The 19,425-nt window shown below is 56.1% G+C and carries 18 protein-coding genes and 3 tRNA genes; 14 read left to right on the top strand and 7 right to left on the bottom strand.

The window, feature by feature from the left end:
• The first annotated feature begins 26 nt into the window (after positions 1-26).
• The gene (locus RBB82_RS00745; RefSeq protein WP_433973209.1) at positions 27-548 is read left to right on the top strand and encodes an SgcJ/EcaC family oxidoreductase; all 522 of its coding nucleotides are present in this window, start codon (positions 27-29) and stop codon (positions 546-548) included.
• Between the two features lie 278 nt (positions 549-826).
• On the opposite strand, the gene RBB82_RS00740 is transcribed toward RBB82_RS00745, so the two are convergent.
• Positions 827-2,152, bottom strand: a complete 1,326-nt coding sequence (locus RBB82_RS00740; RefSeq protein WP_433973208.1) for an alkaline phosphatase family protein — start codon at positions 2,150-2,152, stop codon at positions 827-829.
• 142 nt (positions 2,153-2,294) lie between these two features.
• Here RBB82_RS00740 and RBB82_RS00735 point away from each other — a divergent pair, with 142 nt between their 5' ends.
• On the top strand, positions 2,295-2,846 hold the full coding sequence (locus RBB82_RS00735) for a hypothetical protein (RefSeq protein ID WP_433973207.1): 552 nt from the start codon (positions 2,295-2,297) through the stop codon (positions 2,844-2,846).
• Between the two features lie 204 nt (positions 2,847-3,050).
• The gene (locus tag RBB82_RS00730) at positions 3,051-5,561 is read left to right on the top strand and encodes a glycogen/starch/alpha-glucan phosphorylase (RefSeq protein WP_433973206.1); all 2,511 of its coding nucleotides are present in this window, start codon (positions 3,051-3,053) and stop codon (positions 5,559-5,561) included.
• A 12-nt stretch (positions 5,562-5,573) separates the two neighbouring features.
• On the opposite strand, the gene RBB82_RS00725 is transcribed toward RBB82_RS00730, so the two are convergent.
• Complete coding sequence (locus tag RBB82_RS00725; protein WP_433973205.1) at positions 5,574-7,358, bottom strand: single-stranded-DNA-specific exonuclease RecJ; 1,785 nt, start codon at positions 7,356-7,358, stop codon at positions 5,574-5,576.
• A 15-nt stretch (positions 7,359-7,373) separates the two neighbouring features.
• Positions 7,374-7,838: a hypothetical protein gene (locus RBB82_RS00720; RefSeq protein WP_433973204.1), complete on the bottom strand. Its 465-nt coding sequence runs from the start codon at positions 7,836-7,838 to the stop codon at positions 7,374-7,376.
• Positions 7,839-7,925: 87 nt separating this feature from the next.
• Here RBB82_RS00720 and RBB82_RS00715 point away from each other — a divergent pair, with 87 nt between their 5' ends.
• The 8 genes from RBB82_RS00715 to RBB82_RS00680 all read left to right on the top strand — a co-directional run bounded on the left by RBB82_RS00715 (position 7,926) and on the right by RBB82_RS00680 (position 12,104).
• Entirely contained in the window at positions 7,926-8,291 is a 366-nt protein-coding gene (locus RBB82_RS00715) for a (2Fe-2S) ferredoxin domain-containing protein (protein WP_433973203.1), read from the top strand.
• A 52-nt stretch (positions 8,292-8,343) separates the two neighbouring features.
• Positions 8,344-8,622, top strand: coding sequence for a DUF507 family protein (locus RBB82_RS00710; protein WP_260739869.1), 279 nt, complete (start codon positions 8,344-8,346; stop codon positions 8,620-8,622).
• On the top strand, positions 8,619-8,894 hold the full coding sequence (locus RBB82_RS00705) for a DUF507 family protein (protein ID WP_179582933.1): 276 nt from the start codon (positions 8,619-8,621) through the stop codon (positions 8,892-8,894). Before RBB82_RS00710 ends, RBB82_RS00705 begins: the two co-directional genes overlap by 4 nt.
• Before the next feature lie 97 nt (positions 8,895-8,991).
• A tRNA-Glu gene (locus RBB82_RS00700) sits at positions 8,992-9,068 on the top strand.
• Between the two features lie 27 nt (positions 9,069-9,095).
• Positions 9,096-9,172, top strand: a tRNA-Glu gene (locus RBB82_RS00695).
• 266 nt (positions 9,173-9,438) lie between these two features.
• Complete coding sequence (locus tag RBB82_RS00690) at positions 9,439-11,019, top strand: hypothetical protein (RefSeq protein ID WP_433973202.1); 1,581 nt, start codon at positions 9,439-9,441, stop codon at positions 11,017-11,019.
• Complete coding sequence (locus RBB82_RS00685) at positions 11,016-12,020, top strand: hypothetical protein (protein ID WP_433973201.1); 1,005 nt, start codon at positions 11,016-11,018, stop codon at positions 12,018-12,020. Before RBB82_RS00690 ends, RBB82_RS00685 begins: the two co-directional genes overlap by 4 nt.
• Positions 12,021-12,027: 7 nt before the next feature.
• A tRNA-Glu gene (locus tag RBB82_RS00680) sits at positions 12,028-12,104 on the top strand.
• Between the two features lie 2 nt (positions 12,105-12,106).
• Here RBB82_RS00680 and RBB82_RS00675 read toward each other — a convergent pair.
• The gene (locus tag RBB82_RS00675; RefSeq protein ID WP_433973200.1) at positions 12,107-12,673 is read right to left on the bottom strand and encodes a GDSL-type esterase/lipase family protein; all 567 of its coding nucleotides are present in this window, start codon (positions 12,671-12,673) and stop codon (positions 12,107-12,109) included.
• A 189-nt stretch (positions 12,674-12,862) separates the two neighbouring features.
• Positions 12,863-13,570, bottom strand: a complete 708-nt coding sequence (locus RBB82_RS00670) for a TylF/MycF/NovP-related O-methyltransferase (protein ID WP_433973199.1) — start codon at positions 13,568-13,570, stop codon at positions 12,863-12,865.
• Between the two features lie 57 nt (positions 13,571-13,627).
• On the opposite strand from RBB82_RS00670, the gene miaB reads away from it, so the two are divergent.
• A complete protein-coding gene (gene miaB, locus RBB82_RS00665; RefSeq protein ID WP_433973198.1) occupies positions 13,628-15,010 on the top strand; it encodes a tRNA (N6-isopentenyl adenosine(37)-C2)-methylthiotransferase MiaB in 1,383 nt (460 codons plus the stop codon).
• Entirely contained in the window at positions 15,010-15,534 is a 525-nt protein-coding gene (locus tag RBB82_RS00660) for a bifunctional nuclease family protein (protein ID WP_433973197.1), read from the top strand. The genes miaB and RBB82_RS00660 overlap by 1 nt, the downstream gene beginning before the upstream one ends.
• Positions 15,535-15,555: 21 nt before the next feature.
• On the opposite strand, the gene RBB82_RS00655 is transcribed toward RBB82_RS00660, so the two are convergent.
• On the bottom strand, positions 15,556-16,719 hold the full coding sequence (locus RBB82_RS00655; RefSeq protein ID WP_433973196.1) for a glycosyltransferase family 4 protein: 1,164 nt from the start codon (positions 16,717-16,719) through the stop codon (positions 15,556-15,558).
• Positions 16,720-16,854: 135 nt separating this feature from the next.
• On the opposite strand from RBB82_RS00655, the gene RBB82_RS00650 reads away from it, so the two are divergent.
• A complete protein-coding gene (locus RBB82_RS00650) occupies positions 16,855-18,000 on the top strand; it encodes a glycosyltransferase family 9 protein (protein WP_433973195.1) in 1,146 nt (381 codons plus the stop codon).
• Between the two features lie 13 nt (positions 18,001-18,013).
• On the opposite strand, the gene aroA is transcribed toward RBB82_RS00650, so the two are convergent.
• A complete protein-coding gene (gene aroA, locus RBB82_RS00645) occupies positions 18,014-19,333 on the bottom strand; it encodes a 3-phosphoshikimate 1-carboxyvinyltransferase (protein ID WP_433973194.1) in 1,320 nt (439 codons plus the stop codon).
• Positions 19,334-19,425: the final 92 nt, after the last annotated feature.

The raw sequence follows: 19,425 nt of genomic DNA, 5'->3' as shown, positions 1-19,425 counted from the left end.
GCGGCGCTTGCACGCTAAATTAGCGCATGACAACTACACAACGGTGGTTTGCAGTTTTGGCGCTGAGCTCGATGCTTGGCGTAGACGGCGTTGCGGGTGCGCAGGCGGCGACGGTTCCTGAGAAAGATGCGGCGGAGATTCGGGCAGAGCTGCAGGGGATGCAGGATGCGTGGAATCGGCATGATATGAAGGCTTTTGTTAGTTGCATGAGCGACGATGTGGAGTGGGTGAATGTGGTGGGGATGTGGTGGAAGGGGAAGGATCAGGTGTATCGGGCGCATGAGGCCTTTCACCAGACGATATTTAAAAATCGGCAGTTGCATGATTCGGAGACGATGGCGATGAGGCTGGTTGCGCCGGATGCGGTGGTTGTGACAGAGGTGATTCCGGCGGATGCTTATACGACGACGGATGGGCGTCCGCAGCCAGCGAATCGAAATGTTTTGACTGAGGTCTTTGTGCGCAGGGAGGGGAAGTGGGTGCTGGTGGAAGGGCACAATACGGTGATCGTGGAGGCTTCGTTGAAGAATAATCCGATTAAAGATTAGGTGGATTATTTACCGTGGAGCGGATTTTTTTGGTGTGGTGGAGGTGCGTTTTTGCTGGGGTTTTGCGGAAATTGCGTGTCTGAACGTGGTGTTTTGATGGTGTTTTTGTGGTGGAATGTGTGGTGAATGTGGTTCGTTAGCACCACGTTTTTTCGTGACGAAAAAAGTGACAGGCTTTTGAGATTTATTTTCAGGGCTGCTTGTTTTCGGATGGGTGTTGCAGGTTTTGGTGTCGAGCGAAGGCGGATTTTGGTCCGCGCTTCGCTCAGTTTTGATTATCACTGGAGCAGGTCGTGTCCTTCTACGTTGGTCATTTGAAGGTCGAGGATGTGGGCTACTGTGGGGGCTACATCGACCAGTTTGGATCGGGCTATGTGGCGGTGGGGAATGCCGGGACCGAAGGCGAGGAATGAGGCGTCGAGCTCTTTGGGGCCGGGGGCGTAGCCGTGCATGCCCTTGAGGTCTTTCGAACTGGTGATCCATGGGCCTGAGGCTCCGCCACCGATGGCGTAGCCGGGTTTGAGGCTGACGGAGGTGAAGGCGTTGGGGTAGCCTTCGAGGGCTTTGGTCTGGGCGGTGTCGTAGACCTGATCGATGCCCCAGGCTCCTTCGTTGGCTAGTTGCTTGGATGCGTCATTGGCGAGGGTGATGGCTTCGGTGTCGTTGGGGTCGTGGGCGACGAGGCCGAAGGAGCCGCCGCTTTCGAAGGCGAAGACGCGCCACTTTTCGGGGTTTTCTTCGGTGCCTGCGAGGCCGAGGCTGCTGAGGACGGCGTTGGGGTGGAACTCTTTGGCGACTGGCTGGAAGCCGTGATCGCTGACGACGATGAAGTCGACCTGATCGTTTGGCTCGGCTGCTTTGACGGTCTGGCGAATGGTGCCGATGAGGCGGTCGATGTTTTCGAGGGCGGTGAAGGCCTCGGGCGAGTCTGGGCCGTGGAGGTGTTGCTGATGGTCCATGTCGATGAGGTGGACGAAGAGGAGATCGGGTTTGTAGGTGGAGATGAGGAAGTTGGCCATGCTGGCGCGGAGATCGTCGTCGATGTGCTCGCGGTCGAGGGGGCCGTGGGTCTTCTCGAATGCGGACATGAGGCCTGGGGTGCAGAGGCCGGCGTAGAGGAGGACGCCTTCTTCGGTTTCGGGATTGCGGTACTCGGGGAAGTTGTGGTCGATTTGTGCGCCGACGGTGACGGGCCAGGAGACGGCGGCGGTGGTGAGGCCTTTTTGTCTGGCGACGGTGTAGAGGGTCGGGCGCTGGATCTGCTGGGCGTACCAGTACCAGGCGCCGTTGAGGCGGTGTTCGGGGTCGAACATGCCGTTGGCGTAGATGCCGTGGAGGCTGGGAGAGACGCCGGTGACGAGGGTGGTGTGGCTGGGATAGGTGACGGTGGGGTAGACACCGATGAGGCCGTCGGCAAGGGCGCCGCCCTGGGCGAACTCGTTGAGGTTTGCGGTGTGGAGGTTGCGGGTGGAGAGGGAGGCGAGCGTGATGCCGCGAAGGCCGTCGATGGAGATGACTACTACTTTTTTGTTGGCTGCCTGAAGCGATGACGCGGCGAGCAGGAGCATGACAAAGGCCGAGATGCGACGAGCGTGTCTGAACATATGTATTTGATTAGGCCATAGATGCTTTTCGATTGTGTGAACTGACGGAACCGCGAGCGGGGGACATGGAGAGGTCGTTTTGTTGTCATCTTTGCGTCTCGCTGCTGGCCTCGTGGGTCCGCGACGTGGGAAGATGCGTCCAATGAGAAGCGAGGTTGCGATGAACGATGGTTTGGCGAAGATTGGTGGGGTTATGGCGTTAGGGCTGGTTGCGGTTTTGGCGCAGGGATGCAAGCAGAAGGCAGCGCCGGTGGTTGCGCAGCCGGTGGTTCGCACTGCTCCGCGGGCTGCGCCGTCGCCATCTGATTTTCCTCCGGATGATGCAGATGTGCCGGACACGAATGTTACAGCTTCGCGGCCGCGGAGGCGAAAGGTTGTTGCTCCACCAGTTACGCCGCCACCAGTAGTTGATACAGGGGCTGCGGATGAGGCGCAACAGAGGCGTGATGCGGCGTTGCTGAAGCAGCAGGAGTCGGCTTCGCAGAGGCAGCAGCAGGAGTTGAATGGGGTGGTGCAACAGAGTTTGAAGTTGCAGCAGGAGCAGCAGGCTGAGCCTCGGATACAGAGTGCTCCCGAGCAGCCGCTTTCTCCGCCTGCACAGCCGGGGCAGGAGGAGCAACGAATTCAGGATGCTCCAGGACCTGCTCAGACTGCGCCTGCTCCGACTCAGCCACAGGGACCGCCGCAGGGTTAGCAATTTTTGGCTGGTGACGCGTATCGCTTGAGTTGCGCGTAGAGTCTTATGCACAGCGCTTGTAAAGTTCTCAAGATTTTGTTGCTATCCATTCGAAACAGCCTCTAGCATCTTCTTCACAGCGGCACGATTGGGCCAGCGTCGTTATCCGTTCGGGTTGTACGAGCCAAGTGCAGCATCCCACCAATAGGAACGAGGCATGCTATGAAAGCGAATCCATCCAAAGACTGTGAACCGATTATTGAAGACGACCGGACGAGTAACTCTGTACCGGCTCTCAAGCAGGCGATCTTGGACAACCTGTTTTACGTAGTTGGGAAGCGACGCGAGGTTGCGACCGATCTGGATTACTTCATGGCGCTCGCGTATACGGTGCGAGACCGGATTCTGGCGCGATGGCTTTTGACCAAGGAAGACTACGAGAAACAGGATGTACGCACTGTCTATTATTTGTCGGCTGAGTTTTTGATGGGGCCTCATCTGGCAAATAATCTGCTCAATCTTGGACTTCAGGATTCCATTCGTCAGGCGACGGCGGAGTTGGATCTCGACCTCGATCACCTGATTGCACAGGAGAGTGAGCCTGGGCTTGGCAATGGTGGGTTGGGTCGGCTTGCGGCGTGCTATCTCGATTCGCTGGCGACGACGGCTGTTCCTTCGATGGGCTACGGCATTCGTTATGAGTTCGGGATGTTTCATCAGCAGATTCATGATGGGTGGCAGGTCGAGCTGACGGATTACTGGTTGCGATTTGGTAATCCGTGGGAGATTCGACGATCGCAGTCAGACGTTGAGGTGGGGTTCGGTGGGCACACGCAGGCGTGGACTGATTCGTTTGGTGAGTACAAGGTGCAGTGGACGCCGGAGACCATCGTCAAGGGGATTCCGTACGACACGCCGATTCTGGGATATCGCTCTGGCGTTGCGAATACGCTGCGTTTGTGGAGGTCAGAGGCTACGGAGTCTTTTTATTTTGAGCGCTTCAATAGCGGAGATTACTCAGGGGCAGTGGGGGCGAAGGTCTTTGCGGAGAACATCACCAAGGTGCTGTATCCGAATGATGAAGAGCTTCAGGGGAAAGAGCTTCGTCTACAGCAGCAGTATTTTTTTACTTCATGTTCGCTGCAGGACATGATTCGTCGGCATCAGAGCTATGGCAACTCGATGGAGAACTTCGACGAGAAGTGTACGGTTCAGCTGAACGATACTCATCCTTCGATCGGCGTTGCTGAGTTGATGCGGCTTCTGGTGGATGTGCATGGTCTTGGCTGGGATGATGCGTGGAAGATCACGTCGCATACGTTCAACTACACGAATCACACGCTGCTTCCGGAGGCGCTGGAGCGGTGGTCGCTGCCAATGTTTGCTTCGCTGCTGCCGCGTCACCTCGAGATTATTTACGAGATCAATGCGCGCTTCGTGAAGATGCTGCGTGAGCGGTTTCCGAACGATGAGGCGAGGGTTGCTCGGATGTCGCTCATCGATGAGCAGGGCGAGAAGTTTGTTCGGATGGCTTTTCTGGCGTGTGTCGGCAGCCAACACATCAATGGTGTTGCACAACTTCATACTGAGTTATTGAAGAGTGACGTGCTGCATGATTTCTATGAACTGTGGCCGGAGAAGTTCGTCAACGTGACGAATGGCGTTACGCCGCGGCGGTGGCTTGCTGTGGCCAATCCTGAGCAGAGCGAGCTGATGATCAGCAAGATTGGGACGGGGTGGATCTGTAATCTTGAGCAGTTGAAGCAGCTGGAAGCTTATGTCGACGATTCAGCGTTTCGTGCCGACTGGCGTGGTGTGCAGCATGCTGTCAAGGTGCGGCTTGCACAGTACATTGCGCAGACGACCGGCATCACGGTTGATCCGCACTCCATGTTCGATGCGCAGGTGAAGCGGATTCACGAGTACAAGCGGCAGCATCTAAATGTTCTTTATATCCTGACGCGGTATCTGCGGTTGAAGAGAGATCCCGAACAAGATACTACGCCGCGTACGTTTCTGTTTGGAGGAAAGGCTGCGCCTGGATACTTTATGGCGAAGTTGATTATTAAGCTCATTAATTCTGTCGCGGAGGTGATCAATAACGATCCTCAGGTGAAGGGTCGCTTGAAAGTGGTGTTTTTGCCTGACTACAACGTCACCTTTGGGCAGTTGGTCTATCCGGCGGCCGATCTTAGTGAGCAGATATCGACTGCGGGCAAAGAGGCTTCGGGTACTGGCAATATGAAGTTCGCGATGAACGGCGCTTTGACGATTGGTACGCTTGATGGCGCCAACATTGAGATTCGCGATGCTGTGGGGCACGAGAACTTTTTTCTGTTTGGGCTTACAGCGGCGCAGGTGGCTGCGACTAAGGCGGCTGGCTATCATCCGCATGCTATTTATGAGTCGAATCCGTTTCTGCGGGAGGTTGTGGACAGCATCGTCTCGGGCAGGTTCTCGCGTGGGGACAAGAATCTGTTTCGTCCGCTGGTTGAGGGGTTGATGTATAGCGATCCTTATCTCTTGTTTGCCGATTATCAGGACTATGTGGATTGCCAGGATCGCGTCTGCGCTACGTTTCTTGATCAGGAGAGATGGTCGAAGATGGCGATCTATAACACGGCGCGTATCGGCAAGTTTTCTTCGGATCGGTCTATTCAGGAGTACTGCAAGAACATCTGGAATGTGACGCGATTCAAGTTTGATGAGACGCCGGTGTTGACGGCTAAATAGGTGTTGATGTCGTTATTGGGATTGGAGTGAGCCTGCGATGATTGTTGCTTGCAGGCTCGCCACGCCTTGATAGCTGCGACGAGCTAATCGGTATGCGATGTTCAGGTGGTCTCCGGTGAAGGGGAGACGATCTAGTGCGGATTCGATGTTGAACCAGACGGCGGAGATGACGAGGTCGCCGCGGCGTAGGCGCAGTCTGGCGTGCTGGCCTTCGGTCATGGCGTGGTATGTGTCGACGCAGAAGGTGCCGGAGTAGATGGGTGGGTCGAAACCTCGGCCGAAGGGACCGATGTTGTCGAAGGCTTGCATGGCGTCCCAGGTATGGGAGATGGCGTCGAGTTCACCATCGGTCCAGATGGTTGGCTTGGATTCGGCGGCTCCGGCGGTTTGATGCGCGACTGCTTCGGAGAAGGCTTGTTGGAATTGGTCGAGATCGTTGATCTGGATCGTTGCTCCGGCGGCGGCTTGATGGCCTCCGTGGGAGAGGAGCAGGCCGGGGTGGGCGTTGGCTACGTGTTGCAGGGCGCGTTGCACGTCGACGGTGGGGATCGAGCGGAACGAGCCGCTGGCGAGGCCTTCGACGACCGCGGATGCAGTTGATCGGGCACCGTGGCCCTTTGGCGCGAAGATGGCGCAGGGCTTGCCGAATGCTTCGACGACGCGGCTTGCAGTGATGCCGTGGACGCCGGAGTGGCCGTCCTCAAAGAAGAGGACGATGGCTGGGCCTGTGACTTGTGCGGCTCGGGGGAATGCTTCGTGACGGAGTCTTCGCTCGATGGTTTGGCGCTCGGAGTTTTCGCGTTTGAGTTCGCTCCAGTACAGGGCAGCCTCTGTCTCTGATTTTGAGATGAGGAAGCGAAATCCTGATTCGGCCCAGTCGAGTCGGCCTGCGGCTGCGATGGCGGGGGCCATGCGAAAGGCGATGGTTTCGGCGTCTATCTCGCCTTGCTGTTCTTGTGCGAAGACCTCCCAGCAGGGGCGGGATTGAGATCGGACCTGATCGAGCCCGCGGCGAATGAATGCTCGATTGATCAGGCTCGCGCCGGGGGAGAGGGAGACGCAGTCGGCGATTGTGGCTACGGCTACGTAGTCGAGGAGGCTGGTTAAAGGGGGGATTTGTGCGAAGGCGCCTCTTTCGAGTAGAGCGCTTCTCACTTTTGCCATTACCAAGAATGCGACGCCTGCGCCACAGACGTGCCGGTCGTATTCGGCGTCGAGTCGTGATGGATTGACGACAGCGTACGCAGATTGAGGCGGGCCTGCCTGGGGTATGACGTGGTGGTCGGTGACTACGACGTCGATTCCGCTGGCGGCGAGTGTGGCGATGCGTGGTTCGTCGCTGCTTCCTTTGTCGGCTGAGATGACGAGGGTGGCACCGAAGCTCTCGATTCGTGAGACGACGGGTTCGCTGATTCCGTAGCCTTCGGTGAGGCGGTGGCTTGTGACGACGGTGATGCGGTGGGGCTCGCCGCCGAAGAAGTCTACGAGCGCGGACCAGAGGACTGCGGCTGAGGCCGTGCCGTCCATATCGTGGTCGCAGGCGAGGGCGATGCGTTCGTGTTGGAGGATGGCGCGGACGATTCGCTCTACGGCGCGGTCCATTGTCGGAATGGCGCCGGGGTCGGCTATGGCCGAGAGTTTTGGAGAGACTATCAGCTGCCAGTCGATGAAGGTATCGAGGCGTCGGCCGAGGAAGTCGGCGATGTGGTGCGGCGCGCCAGCATCGACGTAGGCGTCGCGCACGGACGAGTTGCAGGGGCGCTCGACGAAGACTTTGGGGGGAAGTTTAAATTGCACGGTGACCGCTTGGATCTACTCGTCGCTCCCGTGATTGTCCACGATGATGCCGCCGAGGTCGGTGACGGTCTCCATGAGGCTCTGGAAGCTGTCATACCACTCGGTCGCGACTTCGAAGATGAACATGACGCCCTGGTGGGCGAAGCCGAGCTGGAGATAGCCGACTTTGCCGACGTGGTTGACGAGGTATTCGGCGTCGTCGAGGTCTTCGGAGGCGTCGTCGGGGAAGCTCTGGTCGCGGAGCTGGTCGAGCAGGATAGCGACGTCGGACTTTTCAAGGATGACTTCGCTCATGGTGACGAAGGGCGCGCCTGCTGCCTTGGCGTGTTCGACGAAGTCCTTCCAGCCATCGGGGTTTTCTTCTTCGAAGATGACGGTTGGGACTTCTTCTGTGACGTAGGCATTGAGCCGACGCATGCCGTGGCCAGCGATAAACGCCACCATGTCGTCTTTGAGCGAGATAAGATTGTCAGGTTGCATTCGATAGTTATTGTCTCAGAAACACCGGTGCATCGCACAGGAATCAACTTATTCAGGATCAGCAGGCTAGCAGAAGGGACACCGAGATTGGCGAAGTTTAAGCATCACCTCTTTATTTGTGTGAACGAACGGGACGAGAGCGCTCCTCGACCGAGTTGCGGTCACTCGGGTGGTAAGAAGCTGAAGTCAGCGTTCAAAGACGCCGTGAGGGACGCGGGTTTGAAGGGGCAGGTTCGCGCCAATGAGCTGGGGTGTCTGGATCAGTGTGAGCATGGACCGGTCGTTGTGGTGTATCCCGATGCTGTCTGGTATGGGTTTGTTCATGTGAAGGATGTGGAGGAGATTGTGAGTGAACACCTGGTGTATGGGCGTCCGGTAGAGCGGTTGCGGCTGGCGGATACGTGCCTGAATACTGAGAGTTGCCCGCATAAGCCGATGCCTAAGCACAAGTAGTCCACCTCGGACGGCTTGTGTGAGTAGCGTGTTATATTCGAAGGAAAGTCAAATGATTTTTTCAAAAGATTATGTTGGATACCTGGCGCGCCAGACAGTGAAGCATTTGGTCGCCGAGAAGATGATCCACACGGACAAACCGGCTTTGGTCAACGAGCGAGTCACCGCTGGGATGGTCGACGAACTAGCTCTGGAAGACCGGATTAATGACGAGGTTCGGGTGATCCTGGAGGCGTTTCAGGATGATATGCGAAAGAGCGGGGCGAGCTATCCGGAGATGTTCAAGAAGGTGAAGAACGAACTGGCCCGCAAGTATAAGGCGGTGCTGTGAGAATCTCTCGCGACAAGCTGAATAAGCTGGCTCATACGGTTGCCGACACCCTTGCGGAGATTCCTGAGGTGGACTTTCTGGAGGATCGGAATACGATCCGGCAGGAGGCGCGTAAGGCGCTGGAGAAGCTGTTGATGGAAGAGACGAAGATCGATGCAGCGGCGCGGCAGAAGATCGCTTCGCAACGAAAGATCATCGTCGAAGGGTCGCAGGAGTGGGACATCCTGTACCGCAAGTACTACAACGACGAGGTGAAGAAGTTGGGGCTGTAAGGGCTTCTTTTCAGGCGGGCGAGGGTCGCTCTGCAGCGTCGTTAGCTGATATAATTTGGTAGTAGCAGTAGAGAAGTTCCTCTCCTGTAAGGTTTCTGGCGTCATGGTGTAACTGGTTAACACGCCGCCCTCTCAAGGCGGAGAGTACGGGTTCGATCCCCGTTGACGCTACCAATCCTTTCCTTCTGCATTTCGTGTTTTGGCGCCATGGTGTAACTGGTTAACACGCGGCCCTTTCAAGGCTGAGAGTACGGGTTCGATCCCCGTTGGCGCTACCAAACTTCTCCGCAAAATTTATTGATGAAACAGTGGTCATACGCCCGCTACGCTATCGCATGGTAGTTGAAGAGGTGCGCGAGCTAGTCAAACGTAAGTTATTCATGTATTGAGTGCTTGTGAGGCTTACCCGCGCAATTGAAGTGCTTTATATCGTTGATTCTCCTCGAATAATTTTCAGCTATTTGGGAAAACCGTGGTTTACTTACGCAAAGAACGGTTCGCGGCCCCTTCCTTCTAATTTTTCAAATTGAAAGGAGAGTCGGTCATGCGACCTGACTTCCGACGGTTTGTTGCCGCCCTATCGATTGGTCTGCTGTTTCTTCCGACCAGAGTCTTTGCTCACAACCATCAAGTTCACTACGACATGACCGAGATCAGTTACGAGATCATGGTCGCCGCGGGTAGCCCAGGCTTTGGCAGTACACCGCCGCAGGGCGTTGATCCGGGCGAATGGACTCAGTTCATCGCTGATCTGAAGGCTGCGACTCGCAGGCTGCAACAGCTTCCGACGGGACTGCCGAAGAGGCAATCTCAGTGCGGCGCCGACTACGACTACATTGGCGTGGGGAACGATTGGGCAACGGGAGTTATGGGTGCCGTTTCGCATCCGGTGTCTCCCGACTACCTGACCGACACCGCCGGCTGCGGGGCGACTACGTATAAGCCCGGCGGGATGTTCGACGTCACAAATACATCCTCTGACTACACCGGGACTGTACTGGGGCTTTATGCAGCCAGCATCGACGATCAGCTGGACGATACGCATCTCGAGATTCGGCCAACCAACGCGCTTGGCCTTGGCGCTGTTAAGAAGAAGATCAGCGAGCTTTGGGATAAAGGCGTAGGAGTGATTCTTATCGCGGTCTACTGTCTCTTCGAATGCATCTTTGGGGGGTGCAGCAAATGCGCGGACGACGCGAAGGACGCCGCGAAGGATTCCGATCCGGTGAACTACGTCGACTCCTTTATTCCGGGGATCGGTGACATCAAGGGCGACGACTTTGTTGGAGTGTGGCACTTTATCAACTTGTGGCCGACCGCAACGAATCAGTATGACGACCATCAGGGGCTTGAGACCGATATTGCTTTTAATGGCGCTCCCGATACGGTCGAGGTTGTGCTGATGGCTGTGACCGATCTCGTCGGCCTGTCGGTGAAACCGGACAAGTCCGACGGGGTCAAGAACTATCAGATTCACTCTGCGGATGACGGCTTCAGTGATACGGCCTCTCGGGCGAAGGGAACGTGGAATGCATATACCTTTGCGCATGTAGCGTTCGAGCCGGTGGACAATTTGGCCTACTTTGGCTGGCGTAACTTCCGCGATCAGACGGATGTTCGGCCTACGCGGTATCTTGGCAACGTTCTGCATGCGCTTGGCGATGCTTCGGTTCCGATGCACGTCGCAGCTACCAGTGGTTGGGGTCATCGACCGTACGAGGATGCCGTGCAAGACGTGTGGGACGATCTGCGTTACAAGAATGCGAGTACGCGAGAGCAGGCGTTCAGTCTTCAGCCAATCCTCGTCAATGCTTTTAAATGGCGCAAAAAGATTCTCGATTATCGTAGGTCGCATCCCGGGCATGAAAAAGATATTCCGGTGCGTGATCTGGTGACGTCGCTGGGGCAGGATACATTCGATTCTTCGACTGGGCTCGCGTCCGGTAACTTCGGCACGTTTCCCTTCAATCCGGTTATGTCTACTACTTATCTCGTGGATAAGGATCTGGCGATCAAGTTTTATAAGGAGACTGCGGGCGCGAATGATTACTACCGTCAGACTCTCTTCGATGGGATGGGTGCGGAGATTGCCTTTCTTACTTCGGCCTCCGAGGTGATGCCATGATGAGGCGGCTGCTTTTACTTATGATCATTGTGGGCACTTCGATGGCTCACGCACAGAAGACTCCTACGGTGAGTGGTGCGGACGATCCGTGTGAGATCGGAGCAGAGGCCGCGTCGCGAAAGGCTCTGAAGGGTGGGGCTACTCAGGATAAGGCAGACCTTGTGTACCAGACGAGCATGATCCGGTGCAATGGTGTGACTGATCCGGCGTATGCGGCTTACGCAGCGGCGATGCGGGTTGAGTTCGCTCGTCTTGCGAAACTCTTTCTGGCGCATAAGATCACGATGAATGCTTACGTAAGCGAGGTGCAGGATCGCCGGTCGAAGCTCGCTCTGGCTGAGCATAGTCACACTTGGGCCGTTGCTTATGTGACATCCGGGGATAAAGACGGCGACTTCGTGCCTGACTCGATGGATCGTTGTGCTAACTCGCCGCCGGACAGCTTTACTGACAAGCAAGGCTGCCCTGCGAAGCCGAAGGATCAGCCGGCCTGGATCGCGAATTCGCGACGAGAAGATCCTAACCCGCAGACGATTGATCGGATCGCTGCGTCGCTCGGTTATATGGCTTCGCCCGGCTGCAACGATGCTCCTGTGCCTCAGCCCTCGGAGCCGATTCATCAGGGTTTCATTCGCAGTGCACCGACTGCTCGATACTCGATCGCGGTTACGCGTGTTCTTAACCAGCCTGCGAAGTGCCAGGTCTTCTACCAGGTGGAGTTACAGTTCATAAATCCTCCCGGAAGTGTTTATGAGAGCAAGCAGATTCAGGTGACGCTGCGTGATAGTGAGAACGTGGATACAACCGCCCAATCTCCTCACCGAAGGGTCTTTCAACTTACTGCTACTTCCAAGGACACGGAGTACCAGGTTTTTTTTGCCAGCTTCCACTATGGGTCGGTTGTCTGGCGCGTCCGGAGCCTTAATGGAAATGGGATGACGTCGGGTTGGAGTCCGCCGAAACGCGAAGATTTTGATGGGGTTTACGACCCGCTCAAGTAGTGTGTGTGGCGCCATGGTGTAACTGGGTAACACGCGGCCCTTTCAAGGCTGAGAGTACGAGTTCGATCCCCGTTGGCGCTACCAAATCAGAACTTTACAACCTCCGCAAGAGCCGACTCCATGACGGCGTAGCCAATAGGTTTCGGGTGAACACCATCCCGGAAATAGTCTGGATGGTGAGCCATGGGTGAGTTGTAATCAACAAGCAAGTATCCCTTTTCACTTGCAAGTGCTGCAATCGACTCGTTCACGATGCCCACCTGTGAATTCAAATCGTTTCCAGCCCAAGTAATAGGCGGTAACTTACAGATGATCACTTCCATGCCGGCAGTCCGTGCCATTGTTGCCATTGCATCGAGGTTTATTGAAACACGCGACAGGTCATGGGGAGGGAGGATGATGTCATTTGTTCCGCCCAAAATCACGACGCGTTCGTAACCATGGCCTAGAACGTCTGCTTGAAATCGAGCCAACATCTGATAGGTTTGCTGACCAGATATTCCTTCGTTGTGTTCGGGCATTGGCCAGAACCATGTAATGGAATCACCCATGAACACTGTTGTCTCATCTAATGCCTTGCTAAATGGATACGCTGGTTCAAATTCAGACGAGCATGAGGTAAGTGTAGTTGCAAGCACAAACACTGCCAGCATTCGAATTACAAATCTAGGAACTGTGGATGAGAACACGAATAAAGGATAAATCAACGTCGACAATCGATATAGACAATTGCTTGTTCTCGCTACCTATCTCTTGGTAGAGTTTGCTGCAACTCAATCTGTAGCGTCCAAAATCTGCCATAGCATGAGTCTTCGTCTCTCATTATCGATAGGATCTAAATTTCAGCACGGTTTTATTATCATTCCCTGCCCAGTGGGCATTGTGAGCACACGAAATCCCAGCTCAGTTCCAAGTGCATCCATGGCATTTTTGCTGGAGCGATAGTGTTCTGAATAAGCGTAATCGTCGAGTAAAACAACTGCTCCGCTGACTAAGCGCGGCCAGAAGAAGCGCAATGCCGCAATCTCAGGCTCTGGATTATTCATATCGATTGAAAGATAGCAGATAGTTTCTGAGTCTATGGAAGTAAGAGTGGAAGGTACAAGACCTCGAATTACTCTCGCGTTCGGAAAAGGCGCAAAGGTCTGGAGCACATCTTCATAGCATTCTTGATAATCAAGTTGATTCGGCTCAGCGACATCGACCGATCCTTTATACGTATCGAGTAAAAAAAAAAGACGATCTTGTGAAGCGAAGTCTATGTACTCCATGACCGCTCTTGATATCCCGCCACGGTTCACACCGCACTCAACAAAATCTCCGGGCAGGGAAAGGGCCTGTGATGCCGCCCAGCATGCGTTGTAGACACGCCACCGCAGGTCGCTTCCGTGCCATGAACCCGTCTTTACGCCTTGATGATAGGATCGTATAAATTTTGGATCTACCAGGAAATCTGCTACGTGAGACGTAGCCATACCATCTTCAAAATAGTGGAACGAAGGAATTGCCTTAACCATTTTTGCTATCGCAATGGGCCGTAAGTTACTCATGCCTGAAGAATATCATCTGAATATCAGCCCTAAGTAGCGAACAGCTATACTACAAGTGTGAGCAAGACTTTTTATATTGAGACGTTTGGCTGCCAGATGAACGCCCATGACTCGGAAAAGGTCATCGGAACGCTGGAGCAGCAGGGGTACGCCCGCGTGAAGGATGAGGATGCTGCCGGGTTGATCCTGTATAACACCTGCTCGATCAGGGATAAGGCGGAGCAGAAGGTTTTTCACCGGCTGAATGAGTACAAAAAGCTGCAGGGCGAGGGGAAGAAGTTCGCCGTGCTGGGGTGCGTTGCGCAGCAGGAGGGCGAAAAGATCTTCGAGAAGGCTCCGTATGTGTCGATGGTGGCGGGGTCGGCTTCGTATCGGAATCTGCCGGAGATGTTGCGCAGGCTCGAGGCTGGGGAAGAGCGGATTACGGGGCTCGATGACCGGCAGACGGAGCTGACGTTTGAGACGGAGTTTACGGCGCGGTCGAATCCGCATCGTGGGTACATCACGATCATTGAGGGTTGCGATAAGTTCTGCGCTTATTGCGTGGTTCCTTATACGCGCGGCAAGGAGCGGAGCAGGACTGCTGCTTCTGTGATGGTCGAGGCTCGCAAGATGGTGGATCTTGGGTTCACGGAGATTCAGTTTCTCGGGCAGAATGTGAACTCGTACCGCGACCCTTCGGGGAGGATGTCGTTTGCGGAGTTGCTGGTGGCTGTTGGTGAGCTGCCGGGGATTCGGCGAGTGCGGTTTACGACGTCGCATCCGAGGGATTTTACGCGGGATATTGTGCAGGCGATCGACGATACTCCGACGCTGTGTGACCACATTCATCTGCCGGTGCAGTCAGGCTCGACTGCGGTGTTGAAGGCGATGTCGCGGGAGTACACGCGCGAGTGGTACTTGGAACGTATGAGCTGGATCAAGGCGGCGAAGCGCGACATCAGCATCACGAGCGATATGATCGTCGGGTTCCCGGGTGAGACGGATGCTGACTTTGAAGAGACGATTACGCTGGTTGGCGAGGTGAAGTACGACGCGGTGTTTGCGTTCAAGTTTTCGCCGCGACCGAATACGCCTGCGGTGACGATGACCGATAGTATCCCGGATGAAGTGAAGACGGAGCGGCTGCGGATTTTGATGGATCGTCAGCGGGAGATTCAGCGCGAGCACTACGGGCGGCATCTTGGTGAGGTGCAGGAGGTGATGGTGGAGAGCTATAACCATTCCCGCAACCAGGTTGTTGGGCGCAGCTCGCAGAACAAGACGGTGAACTTTACGACCGCGCAGATTGTGCAGGCTCAGCCACCGATTGGGAGGTATTTGCCGGTTCAAATTACGCAGACTTTGCCGAACTGCCTGGTCGGTGAAGCAATTGCCGATGCGGATGCGATGCCGTTTGTGCCGGTTCAACGTGGTTCGGATTTTGTGGTGCTCAACTGATGACTTCTTCTTCGACTCAACCCGTCGTGCAGACTCCGGATGAGGTGGAGATGCAGATTCGCGGGCTGATGATGGACCCGATTACCAACATGCCGATCATCGTGCTGAAAGATGTCGCGAGTGATATGGTGCTTCCGATCTGGGTTGGGATATTTGAAGCGAATGCGATTGCGCTGGAGCTGGAGAAGACCGCGACGCCGCGTCCGATGACGCATGATCTGTTGCAGAATATGGCTCGCGGGTTGAACGCTGAGGTTCGGAAGGTGGTGGTTTCCGAGCTGCGCGATGATACGTTTTACGCGGTTATCTGGATGGATCACGGTGGCGAGACTATCGCGATGGATGCGCGGCCGTCGGATGCAATCGCGCTGGCGCTGCGGTGGGATTGTCCGATCTACGTCAATCGCGAGGTGCTGGAGAACTCTAAGCTGACGGTTAGCGGCTCTCAGAATGTGAACGCTGAGGAGATGCGGCGTTGGCTTGAGAACTTGAATGACGACGATATGGGCCGCTACAAGATGTAAGTGGCTTGCATGATTGGAAATTCAGTCAGCTGGTTGACCGGTTAGTTGGTGGAGAAGGCGGTCCCAGGTGTCACCGTATTGATCCCAGCCGCCAAGATTTTTTACGCGCACAAGAGATGCTTCGCTGAGTCTTTGTTGAAGCGCTGGATCGTCGGCTATTTGTTGCATGCGCTCGGTGAGAGTATCTACGTCGCGGTCGGGAACGATGAAGCCCTGTTCGCCGTCGGTGAAGAGGTCTTCTGCTCCAGTGGCTGTTGTTGCGAGGACCGGGCATCCACATGCCATCGCCTGACCCTGAACGAGTGCGAGCCCCTCTTCAATGCTGGGTAGAACGAGCAGGTGGCTGGCGCTCATTTTTTTTGCGAGTTGGGCCTGGGGCATTGAACCGGTGACGGTTACGTTTTCCATTGGCAGGGTTGTCAGGAGTATGCGCATATCTTCCTGAATGGCGCCTACGATGGTGAGGCGCTTTTTGGGATGCTTCAAACGGGCGAATGCTTGAAGAAGGTAAGGCACTCCTTTGCGAAGGCTGACTTGGCCTGCGAAGAGTACCTCGAAGGAGTCTGACGATGGCGTCTCCGTCGGGGTGAACTGATCGAGGCGAACACCGTAGGGTATGACGTGGACCTTCTCTGGCGCGATGCCCATCTGGACGAAGGATCGCTTTGCCGCGGTCGAGGGGACGGTGATGGCGTCGGCGGTGGCGTAGATCTCCTCTTCACGCAGAGTGATGTGCGGTTTGCTGAGAGGGAGTGGGACCTTCCAGCGGCGGTATTCCTCTGCGACGACGTTCTCCTGATAGCGCTGGTGTGTTGAGCCGCGGTCACAGATGAACTTGCCACCACGCGCCTGAACGGTGCGACCGGTCAGAAGGCCTGCGCCGGAGATCGCAATGAAGGCGTCGCAGGGGGCTATGACTTTGTTCGTCCAACGGTCGAAGCTGAGGGCGGCCCAGGAGGTCATCTTCGCTGAGAGCCAGTCCGGATAAAAACGGTATTGGCTGAGGAGGTAGTCCGTTGTGTGGAGGAGAGGGTAGCAGCCGACGAGAGAGCGGGGCAGGCCTTCGCGTTTGAGGCGCGCCCACGGCCAAGTGGAGTAGATCTTCTGGAGATGATTGCGGCGGTGCAACTGGTGCGCTAGCTCGAAGTGATGGAAGACCCCAAAGACGGCCTGAGTAACTCGCATGAGATGGATAGCTTTCTTTGGCAATGCTAGCAGATGATGCGCTTGGGAAGGCCGTTGCGCTGGACAGTACAATCGAGTGTACGTGGATCGCATTTTGAAAGTCGTGCAGAGGATGTTGCTCGAATAAGGGGAAGGATGTTGCTTCGTTCGCTGCTTTCTGTTGAAAGAGTTTTTCGGAAGAGTGTTGCGGCGATCGATGCTGCTGGCGTGAAGCAGGTACTCATTCTGGAGTATCAAGTGCCGCTGGGATGCTGTGTGCACTTGACGCCGGTGTATGAGGCGCTCAAATGTTGTCGTCCGGAGATTACGATTTCAGTCGCGACGTATGGGTTGGGTGTGCAGTTACTGCGTCATTCGACCTACGTCGATCATGTGATTGAAACTCCGACGCCGACTGTTGATCTGAAGGCCGCTGTGCTTTCGTTGAGAGCGCAGTTGAAGGCGTTGAATGTTGAGCCGGACTGCGTGTTGACCGGTGCTTCGGACCAACGGACGAGGATCGCACTGCTTGCGGTGCTTGGGGCAGGTGGGTGGAGGGGTGGTTTCAACCTCAAGGCTGCAACGTTGTATCAACGGCCTTTGGAGTATGACGCTGGGTTTAGCTTGATCGACAATAACCTTCGACTTGCTGGAGTGGTCGGGTGTCAGGCAGATGCTTTTGAGCCGCGTGTTTTCTTTTCACAAAAGAATGCAGATAGTGCACGGGCGCTGCTGGCGGAGGCGAATCCTGATGGTCGACCGTTGGTTGTGATGGTGATGCAAGGCAGTGGTGGACAGGCGACGGGGTGGCATACGAGCCGCTTTTCGCAGGTGATTCGACATGCGGCGGAGAGGCATGGGTGTGCGGTTGTCTATGCCGGGACTGCGAGCGATGCGGCGGGGATTGACGAGATCCGCGAGGCCTCTGGAGGGCTTGGGACATCGATTGCGGGACGGACCAATGTGACAGAGCTTGCGGCAGTGCTGGCAATGAGCGATGTAATGGTGACGCTCGATACCGGAACGATGCATGTCGGTCGTGCGATGAAGACGCCGATGGTGGTGCTGGGGCCATCGTGGCAAAAGCCATTGGAGTGGCTGCCGCTGAAGGTGGCCAACGTTAGGATTCTTCGGGGCGCCGATCGCGATACCGTTCCGGAGAACTATAAGCTCGATGAGATCTCCGCAGAGAGCGTCATAGGGGCGCTGGACGATCTACTCCGCGTCTACGCGCCAAGTGTTGAGGCGCGGAAGATGCGTGTTGAGCAGAGCTTGTCGCTAATTGATCATATGGTCGCCTGAGCCTGAATCGCTTTTAGCGAAGAGCGAGATCGTTCAGGTGGGTGAAGAACTCGGGGAAGCTGATGGCGGCGGCTTCTGCTCCGTGAATTTCTGTGTCGCCGGTAGCGCGTAGAGCGGCGATGGAGAATGCCATGGCGATGCGATGGTCGCTACCGGAGTCGATCACCGCGCCGTGAAGTTGCTGATTGCCTGGGATGACGAGGCCGTCTTCGTGTTCGGTGAATTTGGCACCCATGGCACGCAGGTTCTTGGCGACGAGTGCGATGCGGTCGGACTCTTTTACGCGAAGCTCCTGCGCGTCGCGGATGGTTATTCCGTCGGTGGTGTAAGGCGCGATCGCTGCGAGGACCGGTAGTTCGTCGATGATCTGTGCGGCGAGTGCTCCGTCGATGTGCATGCCTCGCAGGCCGTTGGGAGAGACATTTACCTGGATCGTGCCGGTAAGCTCGCCGTGATGTTCTTCGACGTTGAGGATCTTGATCTTGCCGCCGAGGGCGGTGATGACGTCGAGCAGGGAGGCACGGGTGGGATTCATGCCGACGCCGTCGAGGATGAGGTTGGAGTCGGGGAAGAGCAACGCGGCGCAGAGGAAGAAGGCTGCAGAGGAGAGGTCGCCCGGCACCGTGGCGTCAATTGCGGTGAGGGATTGGCCGCCGGCGATGCTTAGTTTTGTTGTGTCGGCACCTGAGGAGGCGCTGCGGGTAAGCGTGGCCCCGAAGGCTCGGAGGGCATGCTCGGAGTGGTCACGTGTGCGGATGGACTCGGTGAGGCTGGTGGTGCCGTTGGCTTGCAGGCCGGCGAAGAGAACGGCCGTTTTGACTTGCGCGCTGGGGATAGGGGTTTCGAAGTCGATTGCGTGGAGCGGGCCGCCGTGGATGGTGATGGGGGCATGGCCGTCGACGAGGTCGATTTTGGCGCCCATTTTGCCGAGAGGTTTGCGAATGCGCTCCATCGGGCGGAGGGTGAGTGAGTGGTCGCCGATCATCGTGAAGGTGTGGGGATGCGGGGCGATGAGGCCAGCGAGCATACGCATCGTCGACCCGGAGTTGCCGCAGTCGAGCGGGGCGGCGGGCTGCTGGAAGGAGCCGCCGGTGCCGGTGATCTCGATTGTTCTGTCCGGTTTGTGAGTGACCTTCGCTCCAAGGGCTTCCATGCATGCGAGCGAAGAGTGTGGGTCGGCGCCGGTGGAGAAGTTTGAGAGACGCGTCGTTCCTGCGGCGATGCCGGCCAGCATGGCGTAGCGGTGCGATATGGATTTGTCGCCGGGGAGGGTGACCGATCCTTGCAGCGTGCGGGCGGGGCGAATTATTTGCGTGGTCTCTGTGGAGGACATTTGAATTTAGCTTAAATGGTTTTCGCTGTGTGTGGCGGCTTCTGCTGTTTTCTACCGAGGTTATTGCTGAAGAAGCTCGCGGCGGGAAAGAA

Source organism: Tunturiibacter lichenicola, from assembly GCF_051013355.1.
Taxonomy (GTDB): domain Bacteria; phylum Acidobacteriota; class Terriglobia; order Terriglobales; family Acidobacteriaceae; genus Edaphobacter; species Edaphobacter lichenicola_F.
The sequence above is the reverse complement of the archived record's forward strand: the minus strand, read 5'-3'. Positions and strand labels throughout refer to the sequence as shown.

Bases quoted from the DNA above. Each gene is read 5' to 3' on its own strand.
- aroA (WP_433973194.1), bottom strand. From the start codon at position 19,333: ATGTCCTCCACAGAGACCACGCAAATAATTCGCCCCGCCCGCACGCTG.
- RBB82_RS00740 (WP_433973208.1), bottom strand. From the start codon at position 2,152: ATGTTCAGACACGCTCGTCGCATCTCGGCCTTTGTCATGCTCCTGCTC.
- RBB82_RS00655 (WP_433973196.1), bottom strand. From the start codon at position 16,719: ATGCGAGTTACTCAGGCCGTCTTTGGGGTCTTCCATCACTTCGAGCTA.
- RBB82_RS00675 (WP_433973200.1), bottom strand. From the start codon at position 12,673: ATGCTGGCAGTGTTTGTGCTTGCAACTACACTTACCTCATGCTCGTCT.
- RBB82_RS00735 (WP_433973207.1), top strand. From the start codon at position 2,295: ATGAGAAGCGAGGTTGCGATGAACGATGGTTTGGCGAAGATTGGTGGG.
- RBB82_RS00660 (WP_433973197.1), top strand. From the start codon at position 15,010: ATGACTTCTTCTTCGACTCAACCCGTCGTGCAGACTCCGGATGAGGTG.
- RBB82_RS00650 (WP_433973195.1), top strand. From the start codon at position 16,855: ATGTTGCTTCGTTCGCTGCTTTCTGTTGAAAGAGTTTTTCGGAAGAGT.
- RBB82_RS00720 (WP_433973204.1), bottom strand. From the start codon at position 7,838: ATGCAACCTGACAATCTTATCTCGCTCAAAGACGACATGGTGGCGTTT.
- RBB82_RS00690 (WP_433973202.1), top strand. From the start codon at position 9,439: ATGCGACCTGACTTCCGACGGTTTGTTGCCGCCCTATCGATTGGTCTG.
- RBB82_RS00685 (WP_433973201.1), top strand. From the start codon at position 11,016: ATGATGAGGCGGCTGCTTTTACTTATGATCATTGTGGGCACTTCGATG.
- RBB82_RS00730 (WP_433973206.1), top strand. From the start codon at position 3,051: ATGAAAGCGAATCCATCCAAAGACTGTGAACCGATTATTGAAGACGAC.
- RBB82_RS00670 (WP_433973199.1), bottom strand. From the start codon at position 13,570: ATGAGTAACTTACGGCCCATTGCGATAGCAAAAATGGTTAAGGCAATT.
- RBB82_RS00745 (WP_433973209.1), top strand. From the start codon at position 27: ATGACAACTACACAACGGTGGTTTGCAGTTTTGGCGCTGAGCTCGATG.
- RBB82_RS00710 (WP_260739869.1), top strand. From the start codon at position 8,344: ATGATTTTTTCAAAAGATTATGTTGGATACCTGGCGCGCCAGACAGTG.